Source organism: Streptomyces sp. NBC_01454 (assembly GCF_036227565.1).
Classification (GTDB): Bacteria; Actinomycetota; Actinomycetes; order Streptomycetales; family Streptomycetaceae; genus Streptomyces.
Window position 1 is genome coordinate 394,729 of sequence record NZ_CP109460.1, and the last position, 16,017, is coordinate 410,745.

Genomic DNA, 16,017 nt, shown 5'->3' on the forward strand with positions numbered 1-16,017 from the left:
CGTTGTGTGGCATGCCCGGTTCTCGGCCGATCTCGCGGCGGGCCGGGAAACGGTGTGCCACACGGCTGCCCTACGGCATCACGGAACCTTCACTTCGAACCGACCATATCCGCAACTCTGGCATTTGCCTGAGCGGTTGCGGCCCGATCCGGGGAAGCAGGTCTCGCACGGCTGCTTCGCTTGAAGGCGGCGTGTGGACGACGTGGTCCGCGCGCCTTCAGCTGTCGATGGTTCCTGCCCGTATGACGATGAAGAGGAGTCGGATTCCAGTGAGCAAGGTGCTGTTCGTATATGCCAAGGGTGGACCGCCCTTGGGGTATGCCCTGTCACGGGTCGCCGCACGGTCGGCAGTGCACCTGCTGGCGCTCAGCGCGCTCCCGCCCACCGTGGCCGCGTCGGTGGACCGGCTGTGTGATTCGGTGCTGAGCCCCTCCGAGGCGGAGCGGCGTGATCTGGTGTCCCTGATCGTCTCCCGGGCCCAGGCCGTCGGCGCGGACGCGGTCGTCACGTTCTCCGAGTACGCGGTCGTCGCGGTCGCCGAAGCCTGCGAGAAGCTCGGGCTCGCCGGGGCGGGCACCTCCTGTGCCCTCGCCCGGGACAAGCGGATGATGCGCCGCACCTGGGAGGAGCGGGGCATATCCCAGCCCCGGTTCCGGCCCGTCGCCACGGAGGGGGATCTGCGGGACGCGGCCGGCGCGCTGCGCTTCCCGCTGCTGCTGAAGGCCGCCTGGAGCGCCGGTTCCACCGCCCACCGCACGCTGCGCGCGCCCCACGAGGTACCGGCGGCCTGGGAGCGGGCGCGGGAGGTGATGGCCGAATCCGCGCAGTTGGGCTACGCCGAGCTCCATGTCGCCGGCGCCGGGGCGGACTTCCTCGTCGAGGAGATCGTGCCGGGCACCGCGGCGGACTGGTTCGAGCAGGAGGGCTGGGGCGACTATGTGAGCGTCGAAGGCGTCGTCGTGGACGGCGACTTCCGCCCGGTCTGTCTCAGCGGACGGATGCCGACGGTGGAGCCGTTCACCGAGCGCGCCGGGATCACCCCCGCGGCCCTGCCGGACGACGCCCAGCGGCGCATCGTGGACCTGGCCTGTGAGGCCGTCGACGCGCTGGGGCTGCAGACCTGCGGGACGCACACCGAGATCAAGCTCGGGGCGCACGGGCAGATGTGGGTGATCGAGACCGCCGCCCGGTTCGGCGGGGCGATGACCGTCCCGCAGATCGAGGAGGTCTTCGGCCTCGACCTCATCGGGATGCTCACCGACCACCTCCTGGGGCGTCCCGTGTCCTGGCCCGAGGAGGTCCGCACCCCGCTGGAGGCGCGCGGCGCGGCCGGCTCCCTGGTCGTCCTGGCCGTCGACGGCGCCGGTGAGGCCTGGCCGGACCAGCGGGTCTGGGACTTCCCGACGGTGCGGGACGCCGTGCCGCTCAGCGTCGGCAGTCATCTGTCGGTGGTCGCCGAGAACTCGCTGCCGGACGGGGCTCCGGTGCCGGTGTACGACCCGGCCGCCGGCGCCAACACCATGGCGGCGCTGTGTCTGCTGTCCGCCACCGACCCGGAGACCGTGCTGCGCGACTTCCGGACCCTGGTGGACGCCCTGCCGAAGGTCCTGCCCACGGACGGCATCATGGAGGCGCAGTCATGACCACCACCGTCCTGCCCTCGGGCGCACCGGGGCCGGTCACCGACCGCACCGTCATCGGCGAGAACCTCTCGCTCCCGCTGTTCCGCAGTATTTCCGGCGTCCTGGCCGGCCACCCCTACCTCAAGGTCGTGGTGGACCGCACCGAGAACACCTGGCACCTGCTCGACACCGCCGTCCACCCCTTCCACGTCAACTACATCGCCCTGCGGGTCCTCGGGATGAACCTGACGGACCTGGACTCCGGACTGGACGCCTTCAACGCCTCGGTCTACATGGACCCCGAACGCCGGTTCCTGCTGGGCGTGCTCTCGCTGCACACCGACGAGGACACCGAGGGCCGGGAGCGGCCCTTCCTCGTGCTGGAGACGACCGAGGCCGACACCATGAACGGCCTGCTGCTGGAGGAGTTCTACACCTTCGTCCGCCACCGGGTCGACGGCCGGCTGCCGCTGCTGCTGAAGCCGGCGAACCACGGACAGGAGCAGGAACTCGCCGCGATCAGCGACGTACGGGTGCCGCGGATCCTGGGCCATGAGCTGTTCGGCAACCGCACCCGCACGCCGCTCAACCCCGGCGAGGCCGTCGGCCGGCTGCGCTACTTCCGCACCGCCGAGGAGTACGCGGCGGTGGCCGGCGACCTCGGCTGGTCGGACATCGTGGCCATGCCGTGTCTGCCGGACGACATCCCGCGGGTGGCGGGCTTCCTCAACACCGCGCCCGGGACCCCGCTCTCGCACACCAATGTGCTGGCCTCCGGCTGGGGCATCCCCAATGCGATCGTCCGCGACCTGGACCGCCTCGTCGAGCGGGACGCCCTGGACGGCGCCTGGGTCCGCTACCGGGTGCAGGACGACGAGATCAGCCTCGTCCCGCTGGCCCACGCCCCGGCCCTGGACGCCCCGACCTGGCACCAGCAGCGCATCCGGATGGAACCTCCGCTGCTGGAGGACGTGCCCGCGCTGGCCCTGCACCGGCTGCGCCGCGCCGACCACGACCGCTACGGCACCAAGGCCGCCAACCTCGGCGAGCTGCACCACATCCTCGACAGCCGCAGCGTCGACCTCACCGCCTTCTACGGGCAGCCCAGGCCGCCGCGCGCCCACCTCTACGGCCACCTCGCGGCCCGCCTGGGCGTCACCGGCGCGACGGCGGACGGCGAACTGCGGGCGGCGGCGGCCGACTTCGTGAGCCGGGTGATCGCGGCGCCCGAGGGCATCGCCCTCCCGTTCGCGCTCCAGCACCGCTTTCTGACGTCCTCGCCGGCCGTGCAGCAGGGCATCGGCAAGCTCAAGATGGCCCTCGAACTCGATGCCGTCGACGTGCTGGACGCGCTCTGTCTGCATCTGCAGCACCTGATCCGCAACACCCCCATGCCCGAGGACGTGACCCGGCAGATCACCCTGGCGCTGCCCGACGGTCCCGCCGCCGGCCGCCGGCTGGTGGTCCGTTCGTCCTCCAACGCCGAGGACCTGCCCGGGTTCTCCGCGGCCGGGGTCTACGACTCGATCACCACCGTCCACGGGGCGGAGGAACTCCTGGACGCGGTGCGGCAGGTGTGGGCCTCGCTGCTGTCGCCGCGCAGCGTCCGGCTGCGGCACCAGGCGGGCATCTCCCTCGACGACACCTATATGGGCGTGATCATCCAGCAGTATGTGCCCGCGGAACTCGGCGGTGTCCTGGTGACCTGCAACCCGACCCGCCGCGAGGACTTCCGCAACGTCTACCTCAACTGCTCCCCCGGCTCACCGGAGACGGTCGTCGACGGCACGACGCTGCCGCTGCAGTACCTGTACAACACGGTCGAGGGCGGCGGCCGCACCGTCGCCCTGGGCTCGACGGGCCGGGACCTGCCCGACGCCACCCGGGACGGGCTGGCACAGCTGGCGCTGGCCGGGCGGCTGCTGCAGTCGCACTTCAGCGACGACGAGGTGGACCATCCGCTGGACATCGAGTGGCTGATGACCGATCAGGGGGACTTCCGCCTGGTCCAGATCCGCCCCTACGCCCTGTGAGCGGCCCCCTCACCCGTCTGCGGCGCGCCCGTGGGTCCCAGGCCGGAGCGGCGTCCCTGACACCGCGGGCCCGCCGGATCATCGGGCTCAACAACGGCTTCCAGCTGCTGTTCAACCTGCTGTGGTGGATGCCGGTCTTCTACGCCTACCAGCGTGAGGCGGGCCTGAGCGACGGGCAGATCTTCGGCATCCAGAGCATCTACTACGTCGCGTTCTGCCTCTTCGAGATCCCGACCGGGATCGTGGCCGACCGTATCGGGGCCCGCAACTGCCTGCGGGCCGGTGCCGTCGTGATGACCGTGGCGAACCTGACCCCGGTCCTCTCCCCCAGCTACACCGGTTTCCTGGTGCACTTCCTGGCGATCGCGGCCGGCCGCTCGCTGACCTCCGGCGCCGCCAGCGCCTATCTCTACGACGGCCTGGCGGCCGAGGGCGCCGGGGAGCACTACCTGAAGGCCGAGGGGCAGGCGCGGGCGTGGGGGCTGGCGGCGAAGGTGCTGTGCTGGCCGCTGGTCGGGCCGCTGATGGCGCTGGCGCATCCCGCGCCGTACGTCCTCAGTGCGGCGAGCGCGGCGGGGTCACTGGTCTGCGCCGTGGTGCTGCCGCGGCAGGCCGCGGCGCGCGCCGGCAACCCGGCCCGCGCCAAGGAGGCGCCGCGCGACGGGCTGGCCTTCCTGCGCGATGCCACGAAGGCGCTGCGCTGTGTGTGGGCCACCCCGTGGCTCGGCCTGATCATGCTCCAGGGCGTCGCCGTCTTCACCCTCTCCCGGATCTGCCAGGTCAATCTCTTCCAGCCGGTGCTGCTCCACCACGGCATCCCCGAGAGCTCGCACGGCGGGGTGCTGGCCGCGATGACCGTCGCGGAGGCGGTGGCCTCGGCCCGTCCGCAGTGGCTGGGCTCGCGGCTCTCGCCGGTGGCCTGGGTGTCACTGCTCAGCCTCGCGATGGCGGCGGCACTCGCGGGCAGCACCCTCGGCGGACCGTGGACCGTGATCGCCCTGCTGTGTGTGTTCGCCGCGGTCACCGGCTTCGCCTATCCGCTCCAGCGCAAGCTGGTGAACGACGCGATCCCGGCGGGTGCGCCGCGGGCCACGCTGCTGTCGGTGGAGAGCATCGTGGACCGGGCGGTGTGCGCGCTGGCGGCGGTGGCCGCGGGGGCGTACCTCTCGGCGGGCCGGCTGGATGCGCTGCTGTGGCACAGCGCGCTGGTGACCGGGGTGGTGATGGTCGTCCTGCACCTGGTCCTGCGGCGCGCTCCGGGACGGCGGCGCAAGGCGCCGGACGCGGAGCCCGTGCCGGAGCTGGTCACCACGGCAGGAAACCCCTGAGCGGCGCCGTCATACTGGGGAGGTGCGCGCTACGGAGGCCGGGCGGTACGGCGAAGGCCTGTTCCGCCCGGAGGAGACCGGCGAGGCCGGCCGCATCGATCTGGGAGCGCTCGCCTATGACGAGGTGAGCGCCGCCCGGTTGACGGCACTGGGGGCCGGCCCCGGCTGGCACTGCCTGGACGTCGGCGCGGGGACCGGCACCCTCGCCCGGTGGCTGCTGGAGTCGGCCGGTGTCGAGACGGTTCTCGCGGTGGACCGGGACACGCGGTTCCTCGCCGCCGGGGACACAGCGGGCCTGTCGGCCCTGAGCGCCGATGTCACCGCGCCGGGCTTCGATCCCGGCCGGTTCCAGCTGGTCCACGCCCGGTTCGTGCTGATGCATCTGCGTTGCTGGCGCCGGATGATCGCCACACTGGCTTCGCTGCTCGCGCCCGATGGCGTACTGGTGCTGAGCGACGCCGTGGACCTGACGTCCGCGGGCGCGCCGGCCACTGCGTACACCACGGTCATGCGCGCGATGTGGCAGGCGCTCCGGGAGACCATCGGCACGGACATCTCCTGGGTGCCCGACTACCCCTACCTCCTGCGGGAGGAAGGGCTGCGCCAGGTCGGTGCCGAGATGCACGCTCCCCCGTTGGCGCCGGGCAGCGCGCTCAGCCGTTTCTGGGCCGATACCTGGGACCGGTCACAGGACGCCATGGTGGCGACGGGGCGGGTGGACGCGGCGCAGATCGCGCGCGCCCGGCACGAGCTGGCCTCCCCCGGGGGCGCCGCCCTCTCCCCCGGGATGCTCACCGCGTGGGGCTGGCGGACCGACCGGGCCGCCCCGGACCGGCACGGCTGACCGGGCACGGAGCACGGCGGCTGCCGCACACGGGCCGCGGGGGCGGCCGGGCGGTCCGGGGCGCCGTCGCAGCGGGACCCGCGGGCGGTGGCTTCAGGCGGCCCGGGGGCGTTGTTGGGTGGCGCAGTGGATGCCGCCGCCGCCCTCGCCGAGGTGGTCGAGCGGCAGCTGGACGACCTTGCGCCCCGGGTACAGGTCGCGCACGACGGACGCGGCCCTGCTGTCGGCCTTCTTGTCGCCGTAACGGGGCATGATGACGGCCCCGTTGGCCACGTAGTAGTTCACATAGCAGGCCAGGAACCCGTCGCCGTGGCGGCCGGTGTCGGACGGCTCGGGCAGCTCGACGACCTCCAGCCGCTTCCCGCGGGCGTCGATGGCCCCGTCGAGGACCGTGCGGGCCTGTTCGTAGGCGGCGGTGAAGGCGTTCCGCGGGGCGCCGGCGGCCGGGGTGCTCATGACCACGACTCCCGGTTCGGCGAACCGGGCGAGCGCGTCGATGTGATAGTCCGTGATGTCCTTGCCCTTGACGCCCTTCACCCAGATCACCCGGGAGACGCCGAACAGGTCCTTGAGCGCCCGCTCGATGTCCTCGCGGGACCTGCCGGGGTTGCGGTTGTCGTTGATCAGCGAACTCTTGGTCGCCAGCAGGGTGCCCCGGCCGTCGGTCTCCACGGCTCCGCCCTCGGCGGTGATCGGGGCCGTGATCCGGGTGAGGCGCTCATGGGCGAGGACCGAGCGGGCGACGTGCCGGTCGCGGCCGTGCTCCTGCTTCTTGCCCCAGCCGTTGAAGTGGAGGTCGACGCCGGCGACGCCCTCGGGGCCGAGGACGAAGACCGGTCCGCTGTCCCGCATCCACAGGTCGTCGACCGGGGTCGGGAGCACCTCCACCCCGTATCCGCACGCCCGCCGGGCCGCCGTCGTCTCCCGCTCGTTGGCCAGGAGGGTGACCGGCTCGAACTCGGCGATGGCCCGTGCGATCCGGGCGATGTCGTCACGGACACCGGTCACCTCCGGTCCCCAGATCTCCCGGGTGGGCCAGGCCATGTACGTCGCCGCGTGCGGATGGGTCTCCTCGGGCAGGCGCCGGCGCCCGGCGGGCCGCGCGGCCGCGGCGGCCGCCACGTGGTCCGTGCGGGGCGCCGACCCGGCGGCGTCGGTGCCACTACAGGCGGTCAGTGCTCCGCCGACCGCGGCGGCGGCCACCGCCTGCAGGGTCTGACGTCGTGATATCTCCACGGGACTCCTCCTGACTGAAATTTTAGTCAGGAGCATGTTAAGGCATGATCGGAGCCGAGCCACAGTTGATTTCTCGCACCCGGGAGCCTCGATGCCGGACCGCCCCACTCAGATCCTCGAAGCCGCCGCCCGGCTGATCGCCCGGAGCGGGGTACGCGGACTGCGGGTCGAGCAGGTGTCCGCCGAGGCCGGCGTCTCGACCGCGCTGATCTACTACCACTTCAAGGACCGCGCCGGGCTGCTGCGGCGCACGCTGGAGTTCATCAACCGGCGGGCGATCCGCTACACGGACGCCGCCCTCGACTCCTCCGACGCCCCGCTCGCCCAGCTCACCGAGATGCTGCTGCTGGAGTTCCAGGAGACCCCCCAGGTCAGGGAGAACAGTGCGGCCTGGGGCGAGCTGCGGGCCACCGCCGTCTTCGACCCGGATCTGCGGGAGCTGCTGGCCGGCGCGACCCAGGACTGGATCGAGGACCTCGCCGACCTGATCCGCCGGGCCCAGGCCGTCGGCACCGCCGCCCCGGGGGCCGACCCGACGGCGGCGGCCGAACGGCTCTCCGCGCTGGTCGAGGGCCTGAGCGAGCGCTGGCTGAGCGGCACCACCGCGCTGGAGCGCGCCCATGAACTGGTGCGCGGCGCCGTCCGGGCGGAGCTCGGGCCGGCCTGACCCGCCGGCAGCTCCGGGCATCACGCCAGGAGGTGCCCCGCCGCATGTCATAGCGGGTGAACCGAACGCTTCGGTTAATAAACGGACATCAACGACTGTTTTCGGTCGGATTCCGCCACGTCACTCTCTGTGCCCGACCTCTCCCTCTCGCCCGGTGTGCGGCGCAGCTTCCCACTTCAGGGCAGGCGCGGCGGACGCTGGTCATCCGGTGGACACCAGGATCTGATGAAGAATTTTCTGTCGTGGTGGCGAATTGGTGAAGAAAAGCGACCGAAAGTGTGCATCGGGTTTTGACCGCTGATCGACCGTTCAGCCATGGTCTTTCCCATGCCCGCCATACCCCGACCCGCGGCCAGCGGCCCGCTGCGCATCCGCGACTTCCGTCTTCTGCTCGCCGGTGCCGCGGCCGGACAGCTCGGCGCCCAGGTCACCCTGGTCGCCCTGCCCCTCGTCGCCGTGCTCGAGCTCAACGCCCCCGCCTTCCAGGTGGGGTTGCTCACGGCCGCCGAGACCGCCGCATTCCTGCTGGTCGGGCTGCCGGCAGGGGCGTGGGTCGACCGGATGCGCAAGCTGTCGCTGATGATCCGGGCCGATGTGGTGCGCGCGGTGGCGATGGCCAGCATCCCGCTGGCCGGCGTCGCCGGTGTACTGACGATGGCTCAGCTCTACCTCGTCGCCCTGGTCACCGGCGTGGCCACGGTGTTCTTCGACGTGGCCCACCAGAGCTATCTGCCCCAGCTGCTGCCCAAGGACCAACTGGTCTCGGGCAACGGGGCGCTGGAGACCATCCGTTCCACGGCACAGGTGGCGGGCCCCGGCCTCGGCGGCGGTCTCGTCCAGTTGCTCGGGGCCGCCCTGGCCATCGCCGCCGACGCGGCCGGCTATGCGCTCTCCGCGCTGTTCCTGTGGGCCATCAAGCGGCCCGAGGAGCGCCCGGAGCCCGTGCCGGACGCCTCGCTGCGCAAGGACATCGGTGAGGGGCTGCGGTTCGTCTTCGCCCACCCCCTGCTGCGGGTGATCGCCTTCACCACCGGCCTCGGCAACTTCTTCACCGCGACGCTGATGGCCACCCAGTCCGTCTTCCTGGTCCGGGTGCTCGGGCTGGCGCCCGGGATGGTCGGCCTGGTGCTGTCCGCCTCCGCAGTGGGCGGGCTGGCCGGCGCGCTGTGTGCGGGCCGGCTCGCCGCCCGGCTCGGCCAGGCCCGGCTGATCTGGCTGTCCGCGCTGGTCACCGGCCCGTTCGCGCTGCTGTGGCCGCTGTCCGGACGTGGTGCGGGAGCGGTGCTCTTCGCGGTCGGCTCCGGCGTGGTCTTCTTCGGCGCCGTGGTCTACAACGTCGCGCAGGTGAGCTTCCGTCAGGCCCTGTGCCCGCCCCGGCTGCTCGGCCGGATGAACGCCACCCTGCGGTTCCTGATGTGGGGCACCCTGCCGCTCGGGGCCCTGGCCGGCGGTGCGCTGGCCGACGCCTTCGGCGCCCGTACGGCGCTCGCGTGGTGCGCGGCCGGATTCCTGGCCGTACCGCTGCCGCTGCTGCTCTCCCCGCTGCGCCGGATGCGGGATCTGCCCGCCACCGGCCCCGACGAGGACACCGCCCGGCCCGGCGCCGCGGACGCGGCCGAAGCCGCCACGCTCGGCTGACCGCCGACCGTCTCCCGGCTCTTCTCTCCCCCTCCCCCCTGTACGGCAGTTCCCCCCGCATCCCGCTCCGGTGATGCGGGTCCGTCACGACACAGAGGATCACGGTGCCCAGCATCACGAGCCAGTATCTGGCCCGCTTCCGGCGACTCGACGCCGGCGAGGGGGCCCCGGTCCTGCTGCCCGTCACAGGGGCCCAGCGCCGCTTCGCGCTGGTGCGTGCCATGGACCCCGCCGGGCGGCCGGACCTCGTGCCGATGTTCTTCGCCTTCCCGCGCGGCACGGTGGACGCCGACCGCCTCGCGGCGGCCGCGAACCGTCTCGCCGCCCTGCACCCCGTGCTGCGGTCCCGGCCCACCGTGCAGCGCGGCACCCCCGCGCTGCGCCTGGAGCAGCCGCAGGTCCCCGTGGTCCGCCTGGCGTGCGCGCCCGGCGAGGACGCGGCGGTCGTGCTGCGGCGCGCCCTGGACGGGTGGAGCACGCAGGGCGCACCGCTGCGGCTGTTCCTGGTGCCGGACGGTCCGCAGGGCACCGAGGAGGTGCTCGCCGTGGTCCTGGACCATCTCGCCTGCGACGGCCAGTCGCTGGCCCGGCTCGCCGGAGAACTCGGCGCCGCCTACGACCGGGGCACCGGCGTCGAGGGCCCCTCCCCCGCCGAGGCCGAGGCCGAACTGACCGCCTACCGGGACGCCGTCCTGCTCCAGCTCGCCGCGGAGGAGCGCGCGGGCTCGCCGGAGGCGCTGGCGTACTGGGGCGAGCGGCTGCGCGCGGTGCGCGAGGCGGCCCCGGCGCCGCAGTCGGCGCCGCCGGCACCCGGCACGCCGGGCGGCTCGGCCACCGTGCGGCTGCCCGCGCCCGCGGGCGGGGTGCCCTTCCCCCAGCTGCTGGACGCCTGCCGGGCGGCCGCCGCGGCGCTGTACGGAAGCGGCCCCGTGGTGCCGATCGGCTACCCGTGGGGCGGCCGGCCCTCCGGTGCCGCGCCGGTGCTGGGCTGCTTCCTGAACACCGTGGTCTTCCCGACCGAGACCGGGCAGCGGCCCGACGCGTCGGCGACGGCCGGGGCCTGGTGGGACGACCTGGACCATGCCGCCACCCCCTTCGACGCCGTGGTGCACGCCGCCCGGGCGGCCGGTTCCGGCTGGAGCGGCCGGCTCGACGGCCTGCTCACCGTGGAGGACACCCGGCGCCATCCCCCGCTGTGCCTCGGCGGGGTGACGGGCCGTGAGGTCCATGTCGACGGCCGAGCGGTACGCGGCCCCTTCGCGGTCTCCGTCACCCAGGGAGCCGAACTGGGGCTGCGCATGGTGTGGGACCGCACGATCCTCCCCGACCTCAGCGCCGAGCGCGCCTTCGCCGCACTCGCCGACACCCTGCGGACCCCGGCCCCGACGGCGGGCTGATCCGCCCCGGGGCCCAGCCCCTTCCTCACCCACCGACTCCGCCGGACCCGCCGCACAACCCGCGGCGCGGTCCGCGCACCCCAGGCCGGGCCCGACCACGCCCCGGCCGGAGAACACACCCGACCCGACAACCTCAGGGATCGCCCATGCTTCCGCTCTCCTCCTCGCAGGAGATCGTCTGGCTGCACGAACAGGTGCAACCGGGCAGCCGCGCCTACAACTTCACCGCCGCACTCGATCTGTGGGGCACACTCGACGCCGAGGCGCTGCGCCTGGGTCTCGCCGCCACACTCGACCGGCACGCCGGGCTGCGGCTGGAACTCGTCGCCGTCGCCGGGGCGATGCCGGGGCAGCGGGTCGCCGAGGTCTGTGCCCCGCGGCTGCGCACGGTCGACCTGAGCGGGGCCGCGGACCCGGAGACCGCCTTCCAGGAGCTGCTGCGCACCGAGGCGGAGACCCCGCTCGACACGTATGAGGCGCCGCTGCTGCGCTGGACCCTGGTCCGGCTGGCGGACGACCGGCACCGGCTCATCCACGTCGAACACCATCTGATCCACGACGGGCACTCGTTCGCGATCCTGCTGCGGGACGTGTTCACCGTCTACCGGGGCCACGTCCTGGGCGAGCCGGTGCAGCTGCCGCCGGCGTCCTCCTACGCCGATCACGTCCGTTCCCGGTCCGCCGACGAGGTGAGCGCGCAGCGGAACGAGGGGCTGGAGTTCTGGACCGGTGCACTGCGCGAGCTGTCCTACGACATGCCGCTGCCCGGTCTGACCCGGCCCGGCTCCCGGCGCCGCCACCACGGCGGTCAGCTGCGGCAGTCGATCGGCGCGGATCTCGCCGAGCGGCTGCGGGCGCACGCCCGGGACCGCGGGCTGACGCCGTTCGCCACGCTCCTCGGGCTCTTCGCCGAGCTGCTGCGCCGGCACAGCGGCCGCACGCAGATGGTGGTCGGCACCGCGGTCGGCAACCGCCCGCGCGGTTTCGAGGACGCCGTGGGCATGTTCGTCAACACCATCCCGCTCCCGCTCCGGCTGGACCCGGCCGCCCCGGCCGAGGAGTCCATGGACGAGGTGACCGACACCCTCTTCCGTGCGCTGCCGCACCAGGAGGTGCCGATCCAGGAGCTGACCCGCGCGCTCGGCCTGCACACCTCGGGCGCCGACAACCCGCTGTTCAGCGTCATGTTCAGCGCGCACGACGCCGAGCTGCCGGAGATCGACGTCCCGGGCCTGGAGATCACCCTCTTCGAGGGCTTCAACACCGGCACCACCCGGTTCGACCTGGACGTGGTGCTGCTGCCGGACGACCGGCGCGGTGTCAGCATCCGGCACGGTGCGCCGGGAATGACGCTGGTGTGGGACTACGACGCCGACATGTTCGGCGAGGACGTGGCGAAGCTGCTCGCCGGACGGTTCCTGGATCTGCTGCGGGCGTATCTCGACGCGCCGGGCACCGCCCTGGCGGAGCTGGCGCCGCCGCCCGTGCCGCCGGCCCTCACGGCCCCCGCCCCGCAGTCGTCCGGGCACGACCCGCTGGACCCGGCCGCCGCCCACGACCCGTCCCTGCCCGCGCTGCTGATCGGCGCCCGCCGACTCACCTACGGCGATCTCGACGAGCGGGTGAGCGCGCTCGCGGAGCGGATGCGGGCGGCCGGCGTGACCGCCGGGCAGCCGGTGGCCGCGGTGCTGCCCCGCGGCGCGGATTCCGTCGTGACGCTGCTGGCCTGTCTGCGGACCCGGGCGGTGTACTGCCCGCTGTCGCCCTCGGACCCGCCGGCCCGGCTGTCGCTGCTGCTGGGCCGGCTGGCACCGGCGCTCGTGCTGACCTCGGCGGACGCCCCCGTCACCGTGCCGGACGGCCTGCCGACGGCCACGGTCGACGCCGTCGCGCTGCCGGCGGCCCGGGCGGCCGAGGTCGTGCCCGGTGCCGCGTACATCATCCACACCTCCGGTTCGACCGGCATCCCCAAGCCCGTCGCCGTGGGCCGGGCGGCGCTGGAGAACCATCTGACCGGCGCGGCCGAGCGGTTCGGGCTGGCCGCGGGCGACCGGGTGCTGCTCTTCGCCCAGCCGTCGTTCGACGTGGCCCTGGAGGAGGTGCTGCCGTCGCTGTACGCCGGGGCGTGCCTGGTGGCTCCCGACCGTGAGGTGCCGACCGGCGCCGAGCTGGCCGCCCTGCTGATCTCCGCCCGGGTCACCGTGGCCAATCTGCCGACCAGTTACTTCCTCGCCACCCGCGAGGAGATGCGCCCCGCCCTGCGCGACGGCCACTGGGCACCGCGACTGCTGGTGCTCGGCGGTGAGCGGCTCCCGGCGGATGTGCTGCACGCCTTCCTGGCGGACACCGACAGCACCGTGCTCAACGTCTACGGCGTCACGGAGGCCGCCATCAGCTCCACCGTCCACGAGATCACCCGCGAGGGCCTCGCCGACGGTGCGGAGATCCCGCTGGGCACCGAACTGCCCGGCGAGCGCGTCCATGTCCTGGACGAGCGGCACCGGCCGCTGCCCGACGGCGCCGTCGGTGAACTGGCCATCGCCGGCGCCGGGCTGGCCGAGGGGTATGTGGGCAATCCCGAGGCGACGGCCGCACGGTTCGTCTCCATCGAGGCCCTCGGCGGTGAGCGGGTGTACCTCACCGGCGACCTCGGCTACCGCGGCCGCGACGGGCTGCTGTACTTCCTGGGCCGCCGCGACCACCAGATCAAGCTGCGGGGCTACCGCATCGAGCTGGAGGAGGTCGAGGCGGCCGCCTCGGCCGCGCTCGGCGGCCGGTCCGTCGCCGTCGTGCTGGACCGCGAGGCCTCCGGCGGGCCCCGGCTCGTCGGCTTCCTGGAGCGCGCTGATGACAGTGCGCCGTGGGACGAGCAGGCGCTGCACACGGAGTTGAGCAGCCGGCTGCCGAGCGCACTGGTACCGGGACGCTGGGCGCTGCTGGACGACATGCCGAGACTGGCCGGCGGCAAGCCGGACCGCACCGCGCTCACCCGCCGGGCCGCCACGCTGGAGCCGGCCGCGCCCGCCGCGGAGAGTGTCGTTGCCCAACCGCTGGCGCCGTCCGACCCGTTGACGGCACTGCTGGCCGAGGGCTGGTCCGCGGCGCTGGGCCACAGCCGCTTCGACGAGTCCTCGGACTTCTTCCGGTCCGGCGGCCATTCGCTGCTCGCCGCGGAGCTGGCCGCCTGGCTCGAACCGCGGCTGGGCAAGCGCCCGCCGCTGCGGCTGCTGTTCCAGAACCCGGTGCTGGCCGACCAGGCCCGTGCGCTGCGCGCCGTCGGCACCGCCGCCGTCCCCGCTTCCGCCGCTTCGACCCCCGTGACGGAGTCCCGATGACCCAGCCGATGACCGCCCCGGCCCCCGCCCCGCAGACCCCGGACGGCCACCCGCTCAGCATCGCCCGCGGCGCCGCCCTCGCCGGCGGCGGCGAAACCGGGGTGCTCGCCCGCTACGAGGAGTGGGTCCGGCGCACCCCGCAGGCGCCCGCGGTGACCGACGGGCCGCACCACTGGACGTACGAGCAGATCGACCTCGCCGCCGATGAGGTCGCGGCCGCGCTGCGCGACCGGGTGCGGCCCGGGGACCTGGTCGGCGTCTGCCTGGACCGCTCGGCCGCCCTGGTGGTGACCGCCGTCGCGCTGGCCCGGCTCGGTGCCGTGTATCTTCCGCTCGGCCCCCGCCCCGGTGAGCGCCGTACCGCCGCCGTCACCGAGGACCTGAACGTCGTCGCGCTGATCGGCGACCCCGCCGTCCTGCCGCCCCGGCACCGCTCGGCGGAGCTGCGGGACCTGGTGCTGCCGGGCGCGGGCGCCAATGCCCCCGCCCGGGTGGTGGCGGCGTTCGCCCCGCCCGCCGGTCCGGCCCTCTGCGCGCCCCCCGAGGCGTTCTACGCCGTGCTGACCTCCGGCTCCACCGGCCGTCCCAAGGCGGTCGCGGTGGGCGAGGCGGCGCTCGGCACGCTCCTCGACTGGTACCGCGCCACGACCGGCCTCGCCCCCGGTGACCGGCAGTCCCTGCTGATCGGTGTCGCGTTCGACCCCCATCTGCTGGAGCTGTGGGCCGGGCTGACGTCCGGGGCATCGCTGATCCCCGCGCCGGACGAGGTCCGCTGGGACCCGGTGGTGCTGGCCGACTGGTGGCGTGCGGCCGGGGTGACCGTGGGTGTCGCGGCGACCCCGATGGCCGAGCCGCTGCTGGAGCGGCCGTGGCCCGCGGACCTGAAGCTGCGTCATCTGATGGTGGGTGGTGACCGGATGCGCCGCCGCCCCGGCGCGGAGGTCACCGCCACCGTCCACAACGCCTACGGACCGGCCGAGGCCACCGTGGTCTCCACCGTCCACACCATGCGGGCCGCCGACGGCGCGGTGGACACGGACTCCGCCCCGCCCATCGGCCTCCCCCTGCCCGGCGTGACGGTCGTCGTCACCGACGCCGACGGCCGGCCGGTGCCGCACGGCGCGGAGGGCGAACTCCGCATCGGCGGCAGTGGTCTGGCGCTCGGCTACCTGGACCCCGAACTGACCGCGCGCCGCTTCACCGCGGTGCCCGAGGGCCTCACCCTGCCGGGCGTGGAGCGCCTGTACCGCACCGGGGACCGGGTGCGGATGCTCGACGACGGGCAGCTGGAGTTCCTCGGCCGGCTCGACGACCAGGTCAAGATCAGCGGGGTCCGGATCGAACCGGCGGAGGTGGAGGCCGCGTTCGAGCAGGACCCGGCGGTGCTGAGCGCCGTCGTCACCGCGCCGCGTACCGCCGACGGCCGCACCCGGCTGGTGGCGTACGTCCGGCCGGCCGCCGGCGCCGCCCCCACGGCGGAGTCGCTGCTGCCCGCCCTGCGGGCCTGGCTGCCCGAACAGGCCGTGCCCTCGGACGTACGGCTCGTGGACGCCTTCCCCCTGGACGCGAACGGCAAGGTGGACCGGGCCGAGCTGACCCGGCAGGCGGCGGCCGCGGCCGGTGCCCGCCCGGACGCCGGCACCGCCGCCGGCGCGCCGGACCCGGGCGCCACGCCCGGCGAACGGCTCCTGCTGGACGCCGTGCGCGATCTGCTGGCCCGTCCCGAGACCTCGCTGGCGGAGAACTTCACCGAGGCCGGCGGCACCTCGATCGTCGCCGCCCGGCTGCTGACCGTGCTCGAGAAGGAGAGCGGGGTACGGCTGCGCGCCCCCGAGCTGCTCCGCCAGCCCGACCTGCGCGCCGTGGCACGGCTCATCGACGAGCGCCGTGCCCGGCAGCAGGCGGCGGGAGCCTGAG

Annotated in this window: 10 protein-coding genes; 9 read left to right on the forward strand and 1 reads right to left on the reverse strand. The window is 74.0% G+C overall.

Annotated elements, in window-relative coordinates; all coding sequences use genetic code 11:
* Positions 1-269: 269 nt before the first annotated feature.
* The 4 genes from OIU81_RS01270 to OIU81_RS01285 are packed head-to-tail and all read left to right on the forward strand — an operon-like array spanning position 270 to position 5,827.
* Positions 270-1,643, forward strand: coding sequence for an ATP-grasp domain-containing protein (locus tag OIU81_RS01270; RefSeq protein ID WP_329142204.1), 1,374 nt, complete (start codon positions 270-272; stop codon positions 1,641-1,643).
* On the forward strand, positions 1,640-3,655 hold the full coding sequence (locus tag OIU81_RS01275; RefSeq protein WP_329142206.1) for a PEP/pyruvate-binding domain-containing protein: 2,016 nt from the start codon (positions 1,640-1,642) through the stop codon (positions 3,653-3,655). The genes OIU81_RS01270 and OIU81_RS01275 overlap by 4 nt, the downstream gene beginning before the upstream one ends.
* The gene (locus OIU81_RS01280) at positions 3,652-4,983 is read left to right on the forward strand and encodes an MFS transporter (RefSeq protein WP_329142208.1); all 1,332 of its coding nucleotides are present in this window, start codon (positions 3,652-3,654) and stop codon (positions 4,981-4,983) included. Before OIU81_RS01275 ends, OIU81_RS01280 begins: the two co-directional genes overlap by 4 nt.
* A gap of 22 nt (positions 4,984-5,005) precedes the next feature.
* Complete coding sequence (locus tag OIU81_RS01285) at positions 5,006-5,827, forward strand: class I SAM-dependent methyltransferase (RefSeq protein ID WP_329142210.1); 822 nt, start codon at positions 5,006-5,008, stop codon at positions 5,825-5,827.
* Positions 5,828-5,920: 93 nt separating this feature from the next.
* Here OIU81_RS01285 and OIU81_RS01290 read toward each other — a convergent pair whose 3' ends face one another.
* On the reverse strand, positions 5,921-7,063 hold the full coding sequence (locus tag OIU81_RS01290; RefSeq protein ID WP_329142212.1) for an agmatine deiminase family protein: 1,143 nt from the start codon (positions 7,061-7,063) through the stop codon (positions 5,921-5,923).
* A gap of 91 nt (positions 7,064-7,154) precedes the next feature.
* On the opposite strand from OIU81_RS01290, the gene OIU81_RS01295 reads away from it, so the two are divergent.
* The 5 genes from OIU81_RS01295 (at position 7,155) to OIU81_RS01315 (ending at position 16,016) form a co-directional block, all read left to right on the forward strand.
* Positions 7,155-7,730, forward strand: coding sequence for a TetR/AcrR family transcriptional regulator (locus OIU81_RS01295; RefSeq protein WP_329142214.1), 576 nt, complete (start codon positions 7,155-7,157; stop codon positions 7,728-7,730).
* A gap of 327 nt (positions 7,731-8,057) precedes the next feature.
* Complete coding sequence (locus OIU81_RS01300; protein WP_329142216.1) at positions 8,058-9,368, forward strand: MFS transporter; 1,311 nt, start codon at positions 8,058-8,060, stop codon at positions 9,366-9,368.
* 104 nt (positions 9,369-9,472) lie between these two features.
* Positions 9,473-10,765, forward strand: a complete 1,293-nt coding sequence (locus OIU81_RS01305; protein WP_329142217.1) for a non-ribosomal peptide synthetase — start codon at positions 9,473-9,475, stop codon at positions 10,763-10,765.
* Between the two features lie 146 nt (positions 10,766-10,911).
* Positions 10,912-14,100 carry a non-ribosomal peptide synthetase gene (locus OIU81_RS01310; protein ID WP_329142220.1) on the forward strand — a complete coding sequence of 1,063 codons (3,189 nt, stop codon included), beginning with the start codon at positions 10,912-10,914 and terminating at the stop codon, positions 14,098-14,100.
* A complete protein-coding gene (locus OIU81_RS01315; RefSeq protein ID WP_329142222.1) occupies positions 14,097-16,016 on the forward strand; it encodes a non-ribosomal peptide synthetase in 1,920 nt (639 codons plus the stop codon). Before OIU81_RS01310 ends, OIU81_RS01315 begins: the two co-directional genes overlap by 4 nt.
* The last annotated feature ends 1 nt before the right edge of the window (position 16,017 follow it).

What these genes read in the sequence shown, in the direction of transcription:
- OIU81_RS01275 (WP_329142206.1), top strand. Translation starts at nt 1,640, where the DNA reads ATGACCACCACCGTCCTGCCCTCGGGCGCACCGGGGCCGGTCACCGAC.
- OIU81_RS01295 (WP_329142214.1), top strand. Translation starts at nt 7,155, where the DNA reads ATGCCGGACCGCCCCACTCAGATCCTCGAAGCCGCCGCCCGGCTGATC.
- OIU81_RS01300 (WP_329142216.1), top strand. Translation starts at nt 8,058, where the DNA reads ATGCCCGCCATACCCCGACCCGCGGCCAGCGGCCCGCTGCGCATCCGC.
- OIU81_RS01310 (WP_329142220.1), top strand. Translation starts at nt 10,912, where the DNA reads ATGCTTCCGCTCTCCTCCTCGCAGGAGATCGTCTGGCTGCACGAACAG.
- OIU81_RS01315 (WP_329142222.1), top strand. Translation starts at nt 14,097, where the DNA reads ATGACCCAGCCGATGACCGCCCCGGCCCCCGCCCCGCAGACCCCGGAC.